The following is a 17,394-nucleotide window of genomic DNA, read 5'->3' on the forward strand; positions in this document are numbered from 1 at the left end:
AAATTGAAGCTATCAATCTATAACCAATCCCCGCATGTTTATCATATTTCATTTTCTTTCTCTTATATAGTGATGTATGACAACTCGCAACGGTCACAAGACGCTCTCTCTAGTGACCGTCTTTCATCAAAATCAGTATTTCTTTGAGGTGTGCATGAGTGTTTTTGTCTGATTAAAAAAATCTTAGGGTAAAGAAGTTCATTTATTGATTCTAAAACATTTATCCCTTTTAATTAACAAAAAATACCATAAATTTGTTCTATATTATTTATAAGCAAATCAGAGGATCAAGACTCCCGTCCTTTCCTACTGCATGCGAGCAAATGTAAGTTTAACTGTTAGATATTAAAGGAATGCCAATTTATATCCATCTTACATGTGTTTGATTAGGAGCGTAAAGAGGACTGTTTAGCCCGTAAATTTACGTTATTTGGTCTCGTTAGGTTTCCAATGACTTGATCAATAAATTTGCACGATGACTTATCTTTAGGAGGTACAAATGAGATTTACGGGAGTAGGATTAGTTATATTAGCTGCTATATGCTGGGGCATTAGTGGAGGAATAGGGGATATTTTAATGGAAAAGGGCTGGGATCCTACTGTGATTTCACTTTACCGAGGGGCAGTTGGTTTTATCTGTTTTTTCACGTGGTTTCTCTTGCGCTTTAGAAAAAACTGGAACGTCTCTCGACGGTTATTCATGTGGTCTTTATTGGCCGGTGTTGGGGTCGCTGGAAATTTCACTTTTTATTATTTAAGTATCGATGCGTCTAGTGTTGCTGTTGCCGCTACTTTAATGTACACCGCCCCCGTGTTCGTTCTTTTAATCTCCTTTTTATTACGCATAGAACGTTCGTCTTGGTTTAAATGGGGGTGTATTTTCGGTGTACTCATGGGTATTATCCTGCTTACAGGTGCCTACGACATTGAATCGCTCTCAGTGAGTTTATTAGGGGCGGTAGCGGGGCTTGCTGCAGGTCTTTGCTATGCTTTATTTATTTTTGGGTTTAAAAATGCCTCTTCTATTGGAAAGCCACAGACCACTTTAACTATCGCCTTTTTATCATTCAGTCTCATCCTTATTGTCCTTGCAGATAATGAGGAAGCAGCCAGTGTGATGACGTCAAGTGACATAGGATGGTTTCTTCTATTGGGGATAGTGGGTGCTGGAATTTCCTTTATTTTTTATGTGATTGGCATTCGAAAAACTACCGCGACAACTGCTTCGATGGTTGCCATGGTAGAGCCGGTAACAGCTTCATTATTTGGAGTTCTGCTTCTAGGAGAACATTTGACTATGATTCAACTTCTTGGAATGAGCCTCATCTTGATGACGGTCACCGTTCTTAGTGTGAAGAAGGGCAAATAAATAGAGTAAATGGGGCAATGTTTTATAAGAATCGCTTAGAAGTGGAGTAAACGATTCTAAATTCCTTTTAAAAAAATGGTTATAAAACATGCTGACAAAGTAACCCTCTTTTTCTTATAAAAAGAGGGTTACTTTTTTAGTCGATAGGATTTATGAGTTTTGATGTGTCACTTTACTTTTACTATTGTAGGTTCAATTATATCCTTTCTTCGGTAAACGTTCAGGACGAGACCTAAAATGGCAGCGTAAAAAAGTAGCATACTTCCTCCATAACTAATAAATGGCAGGGAGACTCCCATGATCGGAACGATGCCTAAGCCCATGAGGATGTTCCAGAAGGCAGGAACGGCAATGAATGTTGCCCCGCCGATGACTAATAACCTCCCATATAAGTCCTTTGTTTTAAAAGCATTGGATGAAATTCGTAAAACAAACAGTAATAGGATGAGGCAAAGGAAAATTCCGAATACCCAGCCAAGGGAATACACGAGATAAGGAAAAGCAAAATCAGTATGGGCTTCAGGAAGGGAATGGATAGACAAATCATTGAAGATCCCATTACCAAACCACCCTGCTTGTGACAGGACATCCTTGACTAAAATGTATATATATCCGTCTCCATTCGGGTCAGCAGTTGGATTAATAAAAGCCGCTAATCGATGAAAAAAATAACCACCGCGAGAGAAGCTGATCATGGCAAAGGTGAATAGGATACTAGCCGTTACCGTTGCATTGGCAATCACTACCTTCATAGCTAATTTCTTACTGACATGTGAAAAAGTAAAGATCGTCATGATACTAAAAAAGTAAATGATCGTTAATGAAAAGTGAGGAAGCATGAAATAGAGAAATATCGGCGTCCAAAATAAGAAACATAATAAACATTGTTTTGACCAACTATTGAATGTATTAATCTTGGTGAGAAGACCAGTCCAAGCGATAAAAAGAAAAAATAAAGAAAAAACCGTTGCATCGAAACTAAAATCCCCAAAAGATACAAATCTTTTTGCTCCATTCATTTCTCTTCCAAATAATAACGTACATAGAAGTAAGGAAATACCTATGCCGTAGAAAGGGAGCCAAAAATTCTTCCATCTTCGATAATCAAAGAAAAGGAGTCCTAAAATGACTAGAATAGCTAGGGTGTACCAGATTGCCTGGCGACTAATAAAATAGGCGCTAGATAGTGATAATTCAGGAACTCCATTAATCAGTGGTAGGAAACTAATACTAGCAATTGTTAAAAATAGGGCAAGAAGAAGCCAATCGATCTTTGGTTTATGTAGCTGATTTAGTTTTTCTCCAATAGTATAGGGATTACCCATTTCTTGTATGGCCTTTTCTTCTGCTTCCGCTTTCGAAGACGCTCTTTTCTCGAAAGATTGGCTCAGCTCTTGTAGGTGATGGGTTAGTTCCTTTTTGATCATGCCATGTGCTTCTTTTGATTTCACTTTAGAGGTAACTTTACTTAAAAACTCCTCAAACCTGGAAGGGCTCATGTAGACGCCTCCTCTAGTAAATGTTTTAGAGAAAATCGTTGTTTAGAGCTTACTTCCTTAGAAGCGGTTAAGTATTTTTTCCCTTTTGCAGCTAACGAATAATATTTTTTTTCATAGATCCAAGTCGAAGTGACAATCCCTTTCATTTCCATTGAGTGTAATAGTGTATATAGCAGCCCTTCCTTGTTTTGAAAACTAAGCTCATTTTTTTGAATGAGTAAAATTGATAGATCATATCCGTGCTTTGCTTCATGTTGAAGCGATTCCAATACAGCTACAAGGGTTTCCTCTTTCCAAGAATGAAGCTGTTGTTTAGATTGTCTTTCTCGAATCGCTTCTTTCACGGCATTTTTTCGTTCATCAGAAAACAATAAGTTTTTAAAAACGGTTTTTTTCATGGAACTCTTCAGGTTATGGAATGGGTCTTTCATCGGTTAAACCTCCTCTATCATCTTATTCTTTAATAACTCTTTTGCACGCTTTAATCTCGTTTTTATCGTATTGATATTTACGGTAGTAATCTTGCTTATTTCTACTAATGTTAGCTCCTCATAATAATGGAGAAAAACGATTTCTCTGTACTTAATTGGCAATCCCATAACAGCGTTAGACAAGCTGTGTTTCTCACTTTTCGCAATAATCTCCTCCTCAACGTGCTTTGATTTGGAGGGGATATAGTCTAAAATCTTCTCGTTAAGGGTCACTTTGCGATAATGCCAGCTTTTTAAATAGTCCTTGCAATGATTACTGGCAATGCGATATAACCAAGTTTTTATTGATGCTTGTTGATTAAACTGCGCTAATTTTTCATAACACTTAATAAAGATCTCTTGCGTTAAATCCTCAGCTGTTGCTCGGTTCCTTACATATGTAAAGGCGAGGTGAAGGATGCGATCGCTATATTCGTTCATTAATTGATCTATGATCTGTTCCCTATCCGCAATAATTTCGTCCGCCACCGGCCATTGCTCTAATTCATGCATGAATGTATCACCTCTTCCTACATTTTAGACGAATCTAACCCCCATATGGTTTTAAAAAAAAGAAAAATTATTTTAAATGTGAAGTTCCCAACCTATAAAGTATGTAAGTCTATTTAAAAAAAAGTAAAAGTGGCTTAAATATTAATTTGTGTATAGTTTAATAAGTACTAGATTTAACAAATGGGACCAGATTGTTGAAGCAGTGGTTCTTTAAAGATTGAAAAATAATTGGGGATTTGTGTTAATATGATTGTACTAAATGGAGATATTATGAATGTTTTTCTTTAGATATAGGGGAGTTTCGTGCAACAAGGTATTTTAATAAAAATAATAAAAGATGATAAAATTGATAAAAAAGACTGTGTTTAATATGAAAGTTTCTTTAATTGCTGCGATGGATAAAAGAGGCAATGCAACAAGTCATAGATATGCTCAAAAAGAATGATGACTGTCATTATGTTGGCCTTTCAACAGAGCCAGACAATTATCCGGCACTTCGATTCTATGAATCACTTGGATTCGTAAACACAGGGGAGTTGTTAGAGGAAAGTGAAGTTATTTTACTATTAAAAGTATAGACGGTAACCTTCGCTAATGGCCGATTTGGAAAAAATGAGTTATTTATCTGATGAAGTGATTGATTCCAGAAGTTTAGGGGGGGCGCCGATGAAAAATGGGCAGCTTTTGCTGAGGACCTTTTCTGCCCGTGTTTTTGTTTGAGGAGCCTGCCTCCCGAAAATGCATAATAAAAACGCGGCAGGGGAGATCATGCCGCGTGTTTTGTGTTCCTTCTCTGAGAATCTAGTATGTAAGGTTCTCTGAGCCTTTTGGTCTGCCTTTATTTCAATTAAAAACTTGGAATCTGTTAGTTACAACATTATAATGGAAATAACATACAAATCGTCTAGCTATTTTTCATAAGGTAGATCAAGTTTAATGTCATTATATGATTCTACTGAAGAGGCATCAGTGACTGCTACGACGGAAGATGACGTCACAAGTAAAGACACAATTAACCATTTGAGTATTGCTTTTTTCATTTTTATCTCTCCTTTTATAAATGAAATATAACCATTCTACCATTCCATTTATGTGATTTTTTGGTGGAACAGGTTGTACTTTCAGACTAATACATTTTGATGATATATCCAACTGAAGAATAAGCGGGGTTGGAACTGTTATTAACGGATGACAACGATATATCTGAAATTTCCGACAGTTATTACAAATAACATGCGTTTAGTTATAACTTACAAGGAGGATGAAAGATGATAAGAGAAATTGGCGTTGAAATTAAAGCGATCAGGAAGAAAAAGGGGCTGACTCAGGGTTTCATAGCGGAGGGATTTTGTTCCCAGGCCACTATCAGTAAGATTGAAAAGGGGACACATGTTCCGAACCTGGAAACACTTAAGCATATATGCGACAGGCTGAACGTACCGGTTGAGCATTTTATTTCGAGGACAACATATGACAATGTGGCCTACATAGAGGAAGTTATGAATCAAATAGAAGAAGCCGCGGCGGAGCAGGATTACAAGACGGTCTATGATATTACCAAATATGAGCTGCGAGGCAATACACAAAAAAAGAGCTGGTATGAAATTGCGTTAGTATGGAACTACATTTTTTCCTCTTACCGAATTGGAAAATGGCAAGCGGAGGAGACCATCCTTGAGTTAAAGAAACTGCTAACAAAAGTTAAATCTGCCTCAGGGAAAATGGAAGACCTTTATTCTCGGATTTTAAACTCAATTGCGATAATTTACGGTGAATTAAACATCTTTGATTTAAGTATTAAGTATTTTGAGAAGGCGCTGGAAAATATTCAGAACCGCAGAATCGCTCATCCATCACGCTATGAACATATTTTTCATATTCGCGTCTGGTACAACCTGTCTAAAAGTTACTATGATAATGGAGATTATGAGAAATCACTGAAACATATCCACTATGCCATTTCAATCTGTAGAAAACATGAGAGTGTATCGCAGCTTGGGCAGCTCCTGTATTACAAAGGGCAGTGTCTGGAGAAGCAGGGAGCTTCTTACCAAGAGATTCAACTCTGCTATCAACAAGCTCTTATTATTTTTAATTTCCTGGAGAAAAAGTCTTACGGCGATACGATCCGCAAATTGAAAACCTATTACGTTCCTAATGAAGCAGACTATGACATTGAGAAATACTGATGAGAGACTTTGACTCTCCCTCGTCTGACCCTCATACCTAGAGATTATAGCATACTGCCCGAACCATGTTCATTTTGCATGATTAATCGTTACTAGTTTCGTAATCAAACAGGTCTTCAATGGAACAGCCGAAAGCGAGTGCCAGTTCAAATCCTAAAGCTAAAGATGGTGTATATTTATTTTTTTCGATCGAGATGATCGTCTGCCGGCTGACACCGACTTTTTTCCCTAGATCCGCTTGTGTCATTTTAAATTTTGACCGCCACATTTGAATGTGATTGTCCAGTTTACCCGATGTATTTTTTCCCATGCAGGTTCCCCCCATTCATGATGAACTTATACCCATTCGCGTTGCTGGAAATGCACGCTTCCGACTGCCGTAAATAAAGCAAAGCTAGTGATCATGACCACGTAAAACGTCACTGCTGAGTCCAAAAATCCCGCATCTCCTCCTAATGAGTAGGAGAGGGCTTGGGTCATGCCTAACAATGGATGAGCCCACGGGTACATGGGGCCGAACAGAGGAGAATTGGCGATGACCACTGCTGGAAACGTCAGCATCACATTGACTACACTCGGTCCTGCGAACGACTTAAGCATGGTGGCCAGCCACAGCTGCAGAGCAATCAAAGGCAAACAGGCAAGCCAGCCCACTCCGGCACTCACGAACACATTCACAAATGGAAACGGGTCCGAGAAGCCTTTTAATGTCCCAGCGACCCACGTAGCGGTGATAAATGCGGTCTGGGTTAACGTCAGAAGAAACAGGATGACGATAAATTTAGCAAAATAGATCTGCAGCCTTGAAACAGGAAGCGTTAACACCTGTTTCCAGCCGCCCCCTGAATGCTCATGGCGGCAAATAAGTGCCGCAAAGACACCCGTTAGAAGCGGTAGGAAAATAGCACTGTGTGCGAGAATCATCGTCGTGATCGTCCCGAGCCACTGGTGTTCGGGCACGTGCATCGTTGTAAACAAGCCGATAACCGTCGCCAGCACAGGACTTGCCAGGACGATAAAAACAACTTTGGAATGTTTTAGCTTTAACCATTCAGATTTCAAAACGTTTGAAAACATCATGCGGCCACATCCTTTCGTGTTAAATGAATGAGAGTGATCACCATCAGGGCTGCACCTGTTCCGAGCCCGTAGAAGATGTCCGGCGCACCTGACGTAATACCATCCATAAGAAGTGGCCAGCGCCACGGCAGCCATGTCGGCAAGTCAACAGCATACATAATGAACACGGCGTTCGCAATCCCTGTCGTTAAAGCAACGCCCTGATTTGTAAACCCCATCGACAGCCAGAACTGTAGAAATACAAACGGCAGTACAGCTATATATGTGTATAGGCTCATCTGTGAGGCGGCCATGAGAGGCAAATCGCTGCCGAATCCAAGTGCGAGGCCGAGTATCAGTGAAAAGATGACAAAAAGGACTGATGACCCGATGAGTACCGTTAATATAATCGCCAATTTCGAGAGATAGATTTTCCCGTTGTTAACCGGCAGTGAAAACAGCGTCGTCCACGTATGTGTCTCATGTTCAACACTCGCAAACAGTGAAACGATTAGCGTGAGTGTTAACACGAGTACCGTCGGCCAAAAAATATGGACATTTTCAAGCAGGAAGTACCAGTAATCATCATGCAATCCCAGCAGATGATCAAGCCGTAGCGAATAATTCACTGCCTGCAATCCGATGAGCCCTGCGGGAAAGGCGACCATCATCAGCCATACCATCTTTTTCACTTTCATGAGATCGGACTGGATAAGCGCTCTCATCATAGTGTTTCCTCACCTTTCGTAAGGTTGAGGAAAATGTCTTCGAGCGAAGCTATCTCCTCAGAAACCCTGTAAATGTTAAGGCCGGAATACACTAATTCTTTTACGATTTCGGCAATCTTTCCGTCCGGCTGATTCGGCATCGTCAACCAGTTGTCGTGACGGGCTGTCTCGATGCCATGGCTGGAAAGGACTTTCTGCCCCGTCTCCCAGTCATCCATTTGAACGTGCAGTTTCCGGCTCGCTTTTTCACGGAGGACTTCAATCCGGTCCTGGAAAATCATTTCCCCTTTTGCGATGATGCCTACTTTTGTGGCAACCTGGTCTATTTCTGTAAGTAAATGGCTTGATAGAAGGACGGTCATCCCGTATTTAGCGGGCAGTTGCCTGATCAGTTCCCGTATCTCGATCATACCCGCTGGATCAAGCCCGTTTGTCGGTTCGTCCAGTATGAGCAGTTTCGGCCTTCCGAGTAATGAGGCTGCCAGCCCCAGCCGTTGTTTCATGCCTAATGAATACTCTTTCACTTTCCGGTCAGCCATTTTTGTCAGCCTGACCATCTCGAGTACTTCCGTTATTCGCGACTTCGGCACCTGCAGGATTTTACGGAGTGTTTCCAAGTTATCTTTACCTGTCAGATGTGGGTAGTAAGAGGGGGATTCAACGAGGGAACCGATCTGCTTAAGAATGGCGATTCTTTCTTTCGTTAAGTCCTTTCCAAAGACGGTCACATTCCCTTTTGCTGGTTTGATGAGACCTAACAGCATCCGAATCGTCGTCGTTTTCCCTGCCCCGTTAGGACCGAGGAATCCGTAAATTTCCCCTTCTTCAAGCTGGAGAGAGAGCCCGTTGACGACCTTTGTTCCTTTATACGTTTTCGTTAAATCATTTGTCTCGAGAAGATACGTTTGATTACCCATTGGCCGGCACTCCTTGTTTGATTAGTCTGATACTCAAATAACTTAAACCAAGCGACAGAAGCAGACAGACACTTATAAATGTGAGGAGCTGGATCCCCCCTGAAGTCGCTGCTGTCATCCCTAAAATCGGTAATGCCCACGGATACAAATATGGCAGTAATGAACCCGATTCATTTGAGAAGATGAGAAAAACCGGGATTGACATCAGAATATTTAATGAAAGTGCACTAGACGTGTTGAATCGTAGGTACAGATAGAACTGCAGGGTTCCAGCTGCCGACGCCCCGAACGTGCCTAATAGGAAGGCAGGTATAAATAGGGTAAGGACAGGTAGCTGATCCTGGATACCTGCAATGTACCCTCCCGCGATAATGAGTGAAAACGTCCACAGTTGAGTCAGGCAGGCGAGTGTGGCAATCCAGGCCCACTTGCTTAAAAACACATGGGTCGCGGTAATGGGGGAGAGCGAAATTTTTTCCCAGTTTCCTGCCTCTTTTTCAAACCCGTGCAGTGCGCGAGCCACGATTGCGACTGCGACTGGAAGACAGATCGTTCCATAAAATAAGAACACCATAACGGTATACATATACCAGTGATTTTCCGTGTCGTACCCGTACTGGTTAACCATGATAATCGAATAAATGACATACCCGTAAATGACGGGCAAAAGTGTTAATAAGATGATAACCAGCCACATTTTCGACCGCCGTAATTTACAACGTTCGATTGCCAGCATACGAATCCAGTCTTTCATAGGCCCTCCTTATAGACGAATTTTGACGTACATGGTCGAAACAGTAAAATAAAAAACCGATGTTACGGCCAGAGCGAGAGCCGCTGAAATAAGTTCCTGCGGCGACGGTTGGAGCATGGTACCAAACGTAGCTAGCGGCCCCCACGGAAGCCAGAGGCCCCACCCGGCAAAAATTTGAATAAAGATAAATAGGGCTATGCCTGTAAGGGTGGGAATCAGCATATTTTCGCAGGCCGTGACGGTCCAGAGCAGAAAGACCATTAAAGGGAAGGAGAGCAGCACCGGACCGGCCGTTATGAGGAAAAGTCCCGTCGTATCTGTTACTCCGGCTGCGAGGCTTGTCGTAAACGCCGCAGAGAAAATGGTAATTCCGGCTCCTAACAAGACTGCAAACGTCGTTATTAATTTGGCAGTCAAGATGGCATTTTTTCTGATCGGAAATAATTGCAGGCGGCTCCACATACCGTTTTCATACTCGTATGCCATCAACATCATCACAGCTGCCGTCGTCACAAGAATCGTGAGAGGTGGCATGGCCATCTGAGCTGTTTCTAGAAAGATGCTCCAGCTCCTTTCCGGAGAATATTGCCTGCTTAAAGAAGCCAGCGCCGCATAACTAGTGACGGAGATGGTGATCCAGACAGCCACATACAACCAGAGAAGATAGGTGACAGGCACTTTTCTGAACTCGATTTTCAGAAGGGTGATCATGAGACAGATGCCTCATTGTTCATCAGTGATAAGTAGGCTTCTTCCAATGAGTCGACAGAATCTTTCCCTGTCTCATTAAGGATATGAATGCCCTTATCTTTAAGCGCCTTTTTCACAGCCTGAAGGCGGGAAGGGGTACCCGTCACAAACAGTGTGTTGTCATCGTCCCACTGAATTACGACGCCTTCTTTTCTAATTAAGTCAGCTGCAGCAATCTGATCGTCCGTCACAATCCCTATGACACATTCGGTTTTTCCAATCAGTCCAGGAACAGTTCCTTGATAACATAAGCGTCCCTCACTGATTACGCCAATTTCATCAGCCAGCTGTCCGATTTCACTGAGCAGATGGCTCGAGATAATAATCGTCGTTCCGTATTTTGTGCACCAATCCTTGAGCAAGGTTCTAATTTTGTGAATCCAGACAGGATCAAGTCCGTTTGTCGGTTCGTCGTAAATTAACAGTTCCGGTTGATGAAGTAACGTATATGCAATGCCGAGACGCTGCGCCATGCCGAGTGAGAACGTTTTAACCTTTTTTCCGGCCGCTTCTTCGAGACCGACCGCTTTCAGCGCTCTGTCGACAGCGGCAGTGTCTGCGACGTGATAGAGGCGCCTCGCGATGTCAAGATTTTCTCTTGCAGTCAAATGCTCATAATGCGCAGGCTTTTCAATTAAAGCACCTGTCTTGGCAAGCACATCGAGGCGACTTTCAGGCATTGGCTTCCCTTGCACGAACACCTTTCCGGCATCTGCCTTTAACAGTCCGGTGATCAGTCTCAGTGTCGTCGTCTTTCCCGCGCCGTTCGGTCCGAGAAAGCCGTATATCTTTCCTTGAGGTACTTTCAGGTTCAAATCCTTAACGGCTGCAATACCGCTGTATTTTTTCGTCAGCTGAACCGTTTCCACTGCTAATTCACCCATACTGATTACCTCCTCACTAATTTCTAAATTGAAGAATTAACAAATAGACAGTTCCAATTAAAAAGGTCATAGCAAACATCACCAGCGTCAGATTCTGATACCCTGCGCTCGTTAATGTCTCATCAACGCTGAACATAACTGCTGCCACAATCATTCCGCCCAGTAGAAAGAACATCACGGAGAATGTTCGGGAAGATATCGTTTTAGCTCGTTCGTCTGAACCCATTCTCTTATTAATGATCAGCATGACCACAAGGCATAGTAGCATGACAACGCCGCCAATATAATTTCCCCAGTGCACCAGAGTTTCCATCAATTTAAACCCAACTCCTTTTTGTATTTAACTTTATATGGTAAATGTAAAACAAACTTAACTAAATGTCAAGTTTGTTTTACAAATTTAATAATATTTTTTGAAAGTAATTTTGCTGCAGAAACCGTTTAGCAGGCATCCACTGGTTTCCACAGCAAACTTAGCTGAGAGTCCCCCGGAGAAAATAGACTCCTTGAGTAAGGAAAGTGTCCGCCTTTAAAGAGCTTCGAGGAAACAGCTTATCTAAGCAATCAACTTAGATTTTTATAAAAATGACTGTAGAATCCGCCGGTATGAAGCAAGTCTTTGTGCGTGCCGTATTCCATGATTTTTCCTTTATCAACCACGCAGATCATATCACTGTTCATAACGGTTGTAAGCCGGTGTGCAATCACGATGCGCGTACAATTGATCGATGATAAATAGTCATCGATCTTTTTCTCGTTAACGTGATCTAGCGAACTCGTCGCTTCGTCAAGAACAAGGATGGAAGGCTTACTTAAAAGGGCTTTAGCGAGCGCAATGCGCTGGCGCTGGCCGCCGGACAGATTCATGCCCATCTCTGAGACCATCGTATTGTACTGCATCGGCATTGCCATAATTTCATCATGAATCTGCGACACCTTGGCGGCTTCGACCACTTCTTCAGGAGTCGCGTCAGGATGATGCAGCGTGATATTCTCGTAGATAGACCGGTTAAAGAGGGTCACATCTTGAGGGACCGTGCCAATTCGTCTGCGAAGTTGCTGAAGGTCAATGTCTTCAAGATCCTTGCCATCATAATAAATTGTCCCTGATACGGGTTTGAAAATGCCGATAATTAGATTGGCAATGGTTGTTTTTCCGGAACCTGACTGACCTACAAGCGCCACTTTCTGACCTTCGGAAATCGTCATCGAAAGGTCGTCGACGACACGCTCACTGTACTTGGAGAAAGAGAATGAGACGTTTTCGAGACGGATATTCCCCCTGACTGGCTCATAATCCGGTTCTTCTTCCATGCTCCCCAATTCGGCAGGAGCTTCGAGCACATCCTCGACCCGCTTCAGGTAGGAAGTTGTCAGAATAAACGCCTGGACCATGTTTACAACCGAGCCACTCAAGTTGAAAAACTGGCCTGATATAGCATGAAAAGCAATCAGAACACCAAGCGTAATCTGACCCGAAAATACTTGATAGGCACCTATCCAGAGAATGATAAGCGGTGCTAACAGCTGCAGGGAACTACTGGCAGTGTTAACGTAATTTAGAATCGTTTCTTTTTTTCGGTACGAAGACAGCAAGCTATTAAACCTCTCTAGCCAGCGCCGGTACATCATATGTTCAACGCCGGACGTCTTGACGCCGAAGATGCCGTAAAGCATTTCAGTCTGGGTGCCTTGAACTTTCGCGTGATTAAGAATTTCTTGCTGGTTCGTTTCGGATATATACCGTTTGCTTAACGAAATGAGCGCGATATTAAGGGCGGCGATCACCAAGACGAACACGGTCATTAACCATGATTGATAAGCCATGTATAGCAGGATAACCACCAGAACAGCTGTATCGAGTATGCCTTTTACGACCTGGGTCGTCAGCTGATCGCGAATGACTTTCATGCTGTTTGCACGGAAGATCAAGTCGCCGAATGAGCGGAGCAGAAAAAATTGATACGGAAGCTTCAGGATATGAGAGAAAAACTTCGTCTGCATGTCATAATCAATCGCGTTATGGAACGTAATCAACGTGCGTCCTCTTATATACGTAAACAGCATATGAAACAGAACAACACCGAGAATGCCGATTAAAAACACATGCAAAATGCTCACTTCCATCGGAACGATGATATGGTCAACAACGAATTGGATCAGCATTGGCATCCCTACGGTGAAGAGCTGCAGGAGAAGGGTCAGCATGAGGATGGTCCCGAACAGCTTTGGTCTGTTCGTAATAAAAGGGACAAACGACCACCATACATTTTTTTCTTTCTTGTATTCAAACCGGTCCCCCGGATAGAGAGTGAGGATATAACCGGTGAATTTCTTGTCAAAATCGTCCCGTGTTAGTTTCCTTCTGCCACCACCAGGATCGACGATATGGAATTCGCGGTCTTTCTTTATTTTTTCCAGTACGACGAAGTGATCTTCCCCCCAGAAGATAATTGCCGGGAGCTTCATCTGCTTTAACTGTTCCGTTTCCGCTTTATACGGTTTCGTTTCAAAGCCCAGTTGTTCGGCAAGCTTTTTCAGGTGGAAGAGTGTCGTTCCATCTCTCCCGTTTCCCATTCGCTCTCTCAGTTCGTAGAGAGAAACGTGGCTTTTATAATAACCCATCATCATCGCCATGCAGCAGAGACCGCACTCGGTTTGCTGCATTTGTTCAATACACGGGACGCGTTTCCTTGTCGGTTTAGTGTCGCTCATATGGACTCACTCTTTTTCTTTTTTGATCAGGTTCAGGAAATTCCAGTGAAAGAACAGAGGGAATCCAAGGGGCAGCGAGCCGCATCAGACCATAGCCGATTCCGGTCTGTCCAAGCATGAAGCCGTCCATTTCCGCATAGCGGTGAAGTCCGGAACGCCACCCTCTGCTTTCTTTCTCAGCGAGGACATCATGGCCCATTCTCAACGCTTTCACATACCATCTGTCTTCAGAAAGTTGTTTAGCAGCACTCAGCATAATATCAATATTGCCAAGCGTCCCATGACACAGACAGTGGCTCGAAAGGAGCCCTTCTTCTGAGACAGCGGCGAGAAGCTTCTCCATTCGCTCTTCCGTCCCCGGTGTGCGCTCATTTCTCATAACTGTGGCGAGAGCAATACCGGGGGCGCCGTGGCACCAGAAGCATCTGCTTCCTCCATCATGCTTCGCGCCTCCATAAGACGCTGGCAGTGTGCCTTCTTGGATAGTTCCTGCTTCAAAAGTCATAAGCTTAGTAAGCGCACGTGCCACTGTAAGATCATCTGTTACGACGGCCGATTTTGACAATGCCCATAAATAGCCGGCCGTCCCATGGGCAAGCCCGGGTCCAGGGTTTTCAAAAGTTAGTGTCATGCGTTCGATTTTCTCTGCGAGCAGTATCGATGCTCTAACGGCTGTCTCTTTGAACTTATTTCTGCCTGTTTTCTCAAATGCGTTCAGACAGCAGACGACTAAGCCTGACAGACCTGAAACAAAATCAGGTTCATGATCCTCGAAGGAAAGGACCTGGTCGACAGTCTCAAGATGGTCTTCAGCACGGTTGATCAGTTCGGGATCGTCCCATAATAACCCGAGATGAACGAGTGTGTAGACGGGAGCGCCTTCTCCAGAAAAGACCGATATTGTCGGCAATTTAGGCCTCTCCTTTAATTTCCCCGCTATAAAGTAGGCGATCTTCTCACTTAATAAGCGGTAGTGTGAGTCGCTGGATAACTTACTGAGATAGGCGAAGAACAGGCTGTAGCCTGCCAAACCGTCGTAGATGTCATTGCCTTTGATTCCTACATCCAGGCCTTTTTCACCGCTTAAATTTAACCCGATCCAGTTGACTTCCTCACGCTCCGTCTCTGCAATCGCACGTTGTGCGATGATAGATCCGATTTTCAGCGCTTCGCTAAGAAACAAGCTAGGATCAGAAGGTCTGTCCAGCTGTTTTTTTTCAATAAAGGGTCGGGCCTGGTTGTGTTCCCAAGCATTTTCGATCAGGGTGGCTAACGACCACCTGACATATTGCGATTGTTTTTCCATGTCCGCTGGACTGAGTCTGTCGAGCTTGTCATACACATCGCCATAACTAGTGCGGTCAAAAAACTCGCCAATACAGTTACCGTTACCGTCATAGATGTCCCGTCCGTCAACATAATAGTAAAAATAGGGGACGTCGTGTGTTAACATCTGTTGCGTTTCAGAGGAAGTGAACAGCTGGAATTTATCTGACTGAGTCGTCATCTGCCATAAATAATCAAATAACCTCACCCGTTCGAGACCATTCTGCAAGTAGTCAGGATGGAGGCTGTTAGCAAGAAATTCACTGTATACCTGGGTCGGACGGAATACCTGTCGGATCTTCGTACCTTTGAAAAAAGACAGTGGGCCTTCAGGAGACTTAAATTCTGCTGCATTCTCATAAATAATTTTATAAAGGTCTTTGAAACCTTGTTCAATGTCATTTGCATAGTCAATGGGGTTCATCGTTTCTTCTTTCATTTTTACCCTGTTTTTGTAATCCGGTGATTTGACGATTTCAGATACGAGCCGCATCTGGTCCGTTCCTGCATCTGCTACCGTTAAAGCTGTCAGTTTTTTTGATTCCTGGCCGGCCTTTGCTCCGATCGCGCTGACATCAAAATCAATTGCTGCCTCACTAAGTAACGGCGAAGTGATCATCAATGACGAGTAAACAGAGCGGTTCATTTCGAGCAAAAGTTCGTTTTTACTGCTCAGGTGGCCTGTCATCTCAAGGTTTTTGCTGAACAGAGTTTCCAAATCAACTGGAATCGGGTATTCTCCGTTCGCAATCATATTTTCCGCATGGAAATCAGAGGAGCCTAGAACATAAAATAGCGCCGTAAAACCGCCTTGGCGATAATAAAACCGTTTAACTTCCTCTTTCGTCGTACACTCTTTGTAGGGGACGTGTTCCTGCCAACCGTAGTCACCGCCCTCAATCACCTTTACAGCAGCTAACGGATGTTTGAACCCTTTCCTGTTAAGCCATCCGACAAGCCGGCTGAACTGAGCATCCACTTTTAGTGAGCGCGGTTTGTAGACGAGTTTCGCACCGGAAGTAAATTGGAGCATAATTACTTCCCGGCCGTCCTGGTGGGTATCTCCTAGGCCGAACGATAACGCGGATAAACAACTCAACTCTTCAGCGAATCCGGATTGCAGCTCGATGTAATCTGTATTAAATCGATCAATCAGTTCTTTCAGCAGCCGGATGTAGCGTTCGGTCGTTTCCGTCACCAACCTTCCGAGAACAGGGTATAGGCTGAAAAATTGAACCACTTCGTATGGATCTTGCTGGAACTTTTTCATGAAACTCTGAAAGCGGGCGTTCGCCGTTTCCCCTTCTAGCTGTCCTGTCAGTCTGGCAATGTTAATTTCCAAGACAACTGATTTAATGCACAGATTATGTAATTTTTGATAGAGTGTGTCTATTATTCCAATCATTAAAGCTTCCGTATCTATCTTATCCGGAGGTACATGTGTGAGCTTACGCGAAAGCGTCTCTTCTGCATAGGATATAAATGAAGACAATAATGCCTGGGTTGTATTCAGATCACATTCTTTCGTTGAATGATATGAAAGGACATTGTTGAAGTCGTTGATCCATTCCAGTTCTTTTTCCAATGCAGGCTGATTCGGTTCTTGAAGTCTGCTTTTAAAACTTTCCATCGACAGCCCTTGATTAATGAGGCGTTGCTCAAGCATTGGCTCTGATACAGTATTCAGCCATTTATCGAGCTCCGTCGTTTTTGTTGATGTGTCTATAGCTGGCCGACCTTCAACCCTTTCAAGTAAATAAGCTGACTGGCTGAACGAATTCATGAGATCACTTTTCACCGGTAAAACCTCCTTTAATTAATTTGCGGTGGCGGTCGTGCTGAGCTGAATCATTGAAATAATGGTGGCAAGCGTGACACTTGCCACCAACTTCCTCTTTTTTCAAAAAATTTGTTACAATTAAGTACAATTGCGTTGAGGTTTCTGTCTGCAGGAGCGAGCTTCCAAACTACCCTGCAACTTTAACCTCTGCATGATGATGTACACGCCGTTGTCGGGCATGCCACTGCAGTAATTAGTGTGACTGTTGCACAAGCCCAAGTCGTTTGCGGCTGGACATCCTGGGCACCTGCGATACTTTTCAGCTGAGCCTCGTCCACTTCACCGGCAGGGTGCTCCAGTCCTAGTTGGCTGCGCGTTTCCGGATTGCGGTATGCTGCTGCAAGATCTTTTCTCTCCATATTTCTTCACCTCCTTTATAGA

General features: G+C 43.3%; 18 protein-coding genes. 3 read left to right on the forward strand and 15 right to left on the reverse strand.

From position 1 onward, the window contains the following. Positions 1-499: 499 nt before the first annotated feature. Positions 500-1,369 (forward strand): DMT family transporter, encoded by an 870-nt coding sequence (locus QDN89_RS17970; RefSeq protein WP_280771552.1) that lies wholly within the window; start codon positions 500-502, stop codon positions 1,367-1,369. Positions 1,370-1,536: 167 nt separating this feature from the next. Here the strand turns inward: QDN89_RS17970 and QDN89_RS17975 are convergent, their stop codons facing one another. Genes QDN89_RS17975 through QDN89_RS17985 form a run of 3 tightly spaced genes read right to left on the reverse strand, consistent with a single transcriptional unit; the run spans position 1,537 to position 3,851 of the window. Beyond that, the gene (locus QDN89_RS17975) at positions 1,537-2,868 is read right to left on the reverse strand and encodes an FtsW/RodA/SpoVE family cell cycle protein (RefSeq protein WP_280771553.1); all 1,332 of its coding nucleotides are present in this window, start codon (positions 2,866-2,868) and stop codon (positions 1,537-1,539) included. Then, on the reverse strand, positions 2,865-3,299 hold the full coding sequence (locus tag QDN89_RS17980) for a PadR family transcriptional regulator (protein ID WP_280771554.1): 435 nt from the start codon (positions 3,297-3,299) through the stop codon (positions 2,865-2,867). The genes QDN89_RS17975 and QDN89_RS17980 overlap by 4 nt, the downstream gene beginning before the upstream one ends. A gap of 3 nt (positions 3,300-3,302) precedes the next feature. Next, entirely contained in the window at positions 3,303-3,851 is a 549-nt protein-coding gene (locus QDN89_RS17985; protein WP_280771555.1) for a sigma-70 family RNA polymerase sigma factor, read from the reverse strand. Positions 3,852-4,261: 410 nt separating this feature from the next. Between QDN89_RS17985 and QDN89_RS17990 the strand changes: the two genes are divergently transcribed. After that, complete coding sequence (locus QDN89_RS17990) at positions 4,262-4,429, forward strand: GNAT family N-acetyltransferase (protein ID WP_280771556.1); 168 nt, start codon at positions 4,262-4,264, stop codon at positions 4,427-4,429. A 330-nt stretch (positions 4,430-4,759) separates the two neighbouring features. Here QDN89_RS17990 and QDN89_RS17995 read toward each other — a convergent pair whose 3' ends face one another. Further along, a complete protein-coding gene (locus tag QDN89_RS17995) occupies positions 4,760-4,891 on the reverse strand; it encodes a hypothetical protein (protein WP_280771557.1) in 132 nt (43 codons plus the stop codon). A gap of 228 nt (positions 4,892-5,119) precedes the next feature. Between QDN89_RS17995 and QDN89_RS18000 the strand changes: the two genes are divergently transcribed. Continuing rightward, positions 5,120-6,040, forward strand: a complete 921-nt coding sequence (locus tag QDN89_RS18000) for a helix-turn-helix domain-containing protein (protein ID WP_280771558.1) — start codon at positions 5,120-5,122, stop codon at positions 6,038-6,040. Positions 6,041-6,122: 82 nt separating this feature from the next. Here the strand turns inward: QDN89_RS18000 and QDN89_RS18005 are convergent, their stop codons facing one another. The 11 genes from QDN89_RS18005 to QDN89_RS18055 form a co-directional block, all read right to left on the reverse strand. Continuing rightward, positions 6,123-6,326: a helix-turn-helix transcriptional regulator gene (locus tag QDN89_RS18005; RefSeq protein WP_425335425.1), complete on the reverse strand. Its 204-nt coding sequence runs from the start codon at positions 6,324-6,326 to the stop codon at positions 6,123-6,125. 50 nt (positions 6,327-6,376) lie between these two features. Continuing rightward, positions 6,377-7,120 (reverse strand): ABC transporter permease, encoded by a 744-nt coding sequence (locus QDN89_RS18010; protein ID WP_280771560.1) that lies wholly within the window; start codon positions 7,118-7,120, stop codon positions 6,377-6,379. Then, a complete protein-coding gene (locus QDN89_RS18015) occupies positions 7,117-7,827 on the reverse strand; it encodes an ABC transporter permease (protein ID WP_280771561.1) in 711 nt (236 codons plus the stop codon). Before QDN89_RS18015 ends, QDN89_RS18010 begins: the two co-directional genes overlap by 4 nt. Then, the gene (locus QDN89_RS18020) at positions 7,824-8,744 is read right to left on the reverse strand and encodes an ABC transporter ATP-binding protein (RefSeq protein ID WP_280771562.1); all 921 of its coding nucleotides are present in this window, start codon (positions 8,742-8,744) and stop codon (positions 7,824-7,826) included. The genes QDN89_RS18015 and QDN89_RS18020 overlap by 4 nt, the downstream gene beginning before the upstream one ends. Further along, positions 8,737-9,498, reverse strand: coding sequence for an ABC transporter permease (locus tag QDN89_RS18025; RefSeq protein WP_280771563.1), 762 nt, complete (start codon positions 9,496-9,498; stop codon positions 8,737-8,739). Before QDN89_RS18025 ends, QDN89_RS18020 begins: the two co-directional genes overlap by 8 nt. A gap of 9 nt (positions 9,499-9,507) precedes the next feature. Beyond that, positions 9,508-10,209 (reverse strand): ABC transporter permease, encoded by a 702-nt coding sequence (locus tag QDN89_RS18030; protein WP_280771564.1) that lies wholly within the window; start codon positions 10,207-10,209, stop codon positions 9,508-9,510. Next, positions 10,206-11,132: an ABC transporter ATP-binding protein gene (locus QDN89_RS18035; RefSeq protein ID WP_280771565.1), complete on the reverse strand. Its 927-nt coding sequence runs from the start codon at positions 11,130-11,132 to the stop codon at positions 10,206-10,208. Before QDN89_RS18035 ends, QDN89_RS18030 begins: the two co-directional genes overlap by 4 nt. A 16-nt stretch (positions 11,133-11,148) precedes the next feature. Beyond that, the gene (locus QDN89_RS18040; protein WP_280771566.1) at positions 11,149-11,448 is read right to left on the reverse strand and encodes a hypothetical protein; all 300 of its coding nucleotides are present in this window, start codon (positions 11,446-11,448) and stop codon (positions 11,149-11,151) included. Between the two features lie 248 nt (positions 11,449-11,696). Continuing rightward, positions 11,697-13,847, reverse strand: coding sequence for a peptidase domain-containing ABC transporter (locus QDN89_RS18045; RefSeq protein ID WP_280771567.1), 2,151 nt, complete (start codon positions 13,845-13,847; stop codon positions 11,697-11,699). Beyond that, positions 13,834-16,971, reverse strand: coding sequence for a type 2 lanthipeptide synthetase LanM family protein (locus QDN89_RS18050; protein ID WP_280771568.1), 3,138 nt, complete (start codon positions 16,969-16,971; stop codon positions 13,834-13,836). The genes QDN89_RS18045 and QDN89_RS18050 overlap by 14 nt, the downstream gene beginning before the upstream one ends. 182 nt (positions 16,972-17,153) lie before the next feature. Further along, on the reverse strand, positions 17,154-17,372 hold the full coding sequence (locus tag QDN89_RS18055) for a class II lanthipeptide, LchA2/BrtA2 family (RefSeq protein WP_280771569.1): 219 nt from the start codon (positions 17,370-17,372) through the stop codon (positions 17,154-17,156). Positions 17,373-17,394: the final 22 nt, after the last annotated feature.

The sequence above is a fragment of the Salipaludibacillus daqingensis genome (assembly GCF_029891575.1).
Lineage (GTDB): Bacteria > Bacillota > Bacilli > Bacillales > Salisediminibacteriaceae > Salipaludibacillus > Salipaludibacillus daqingensis.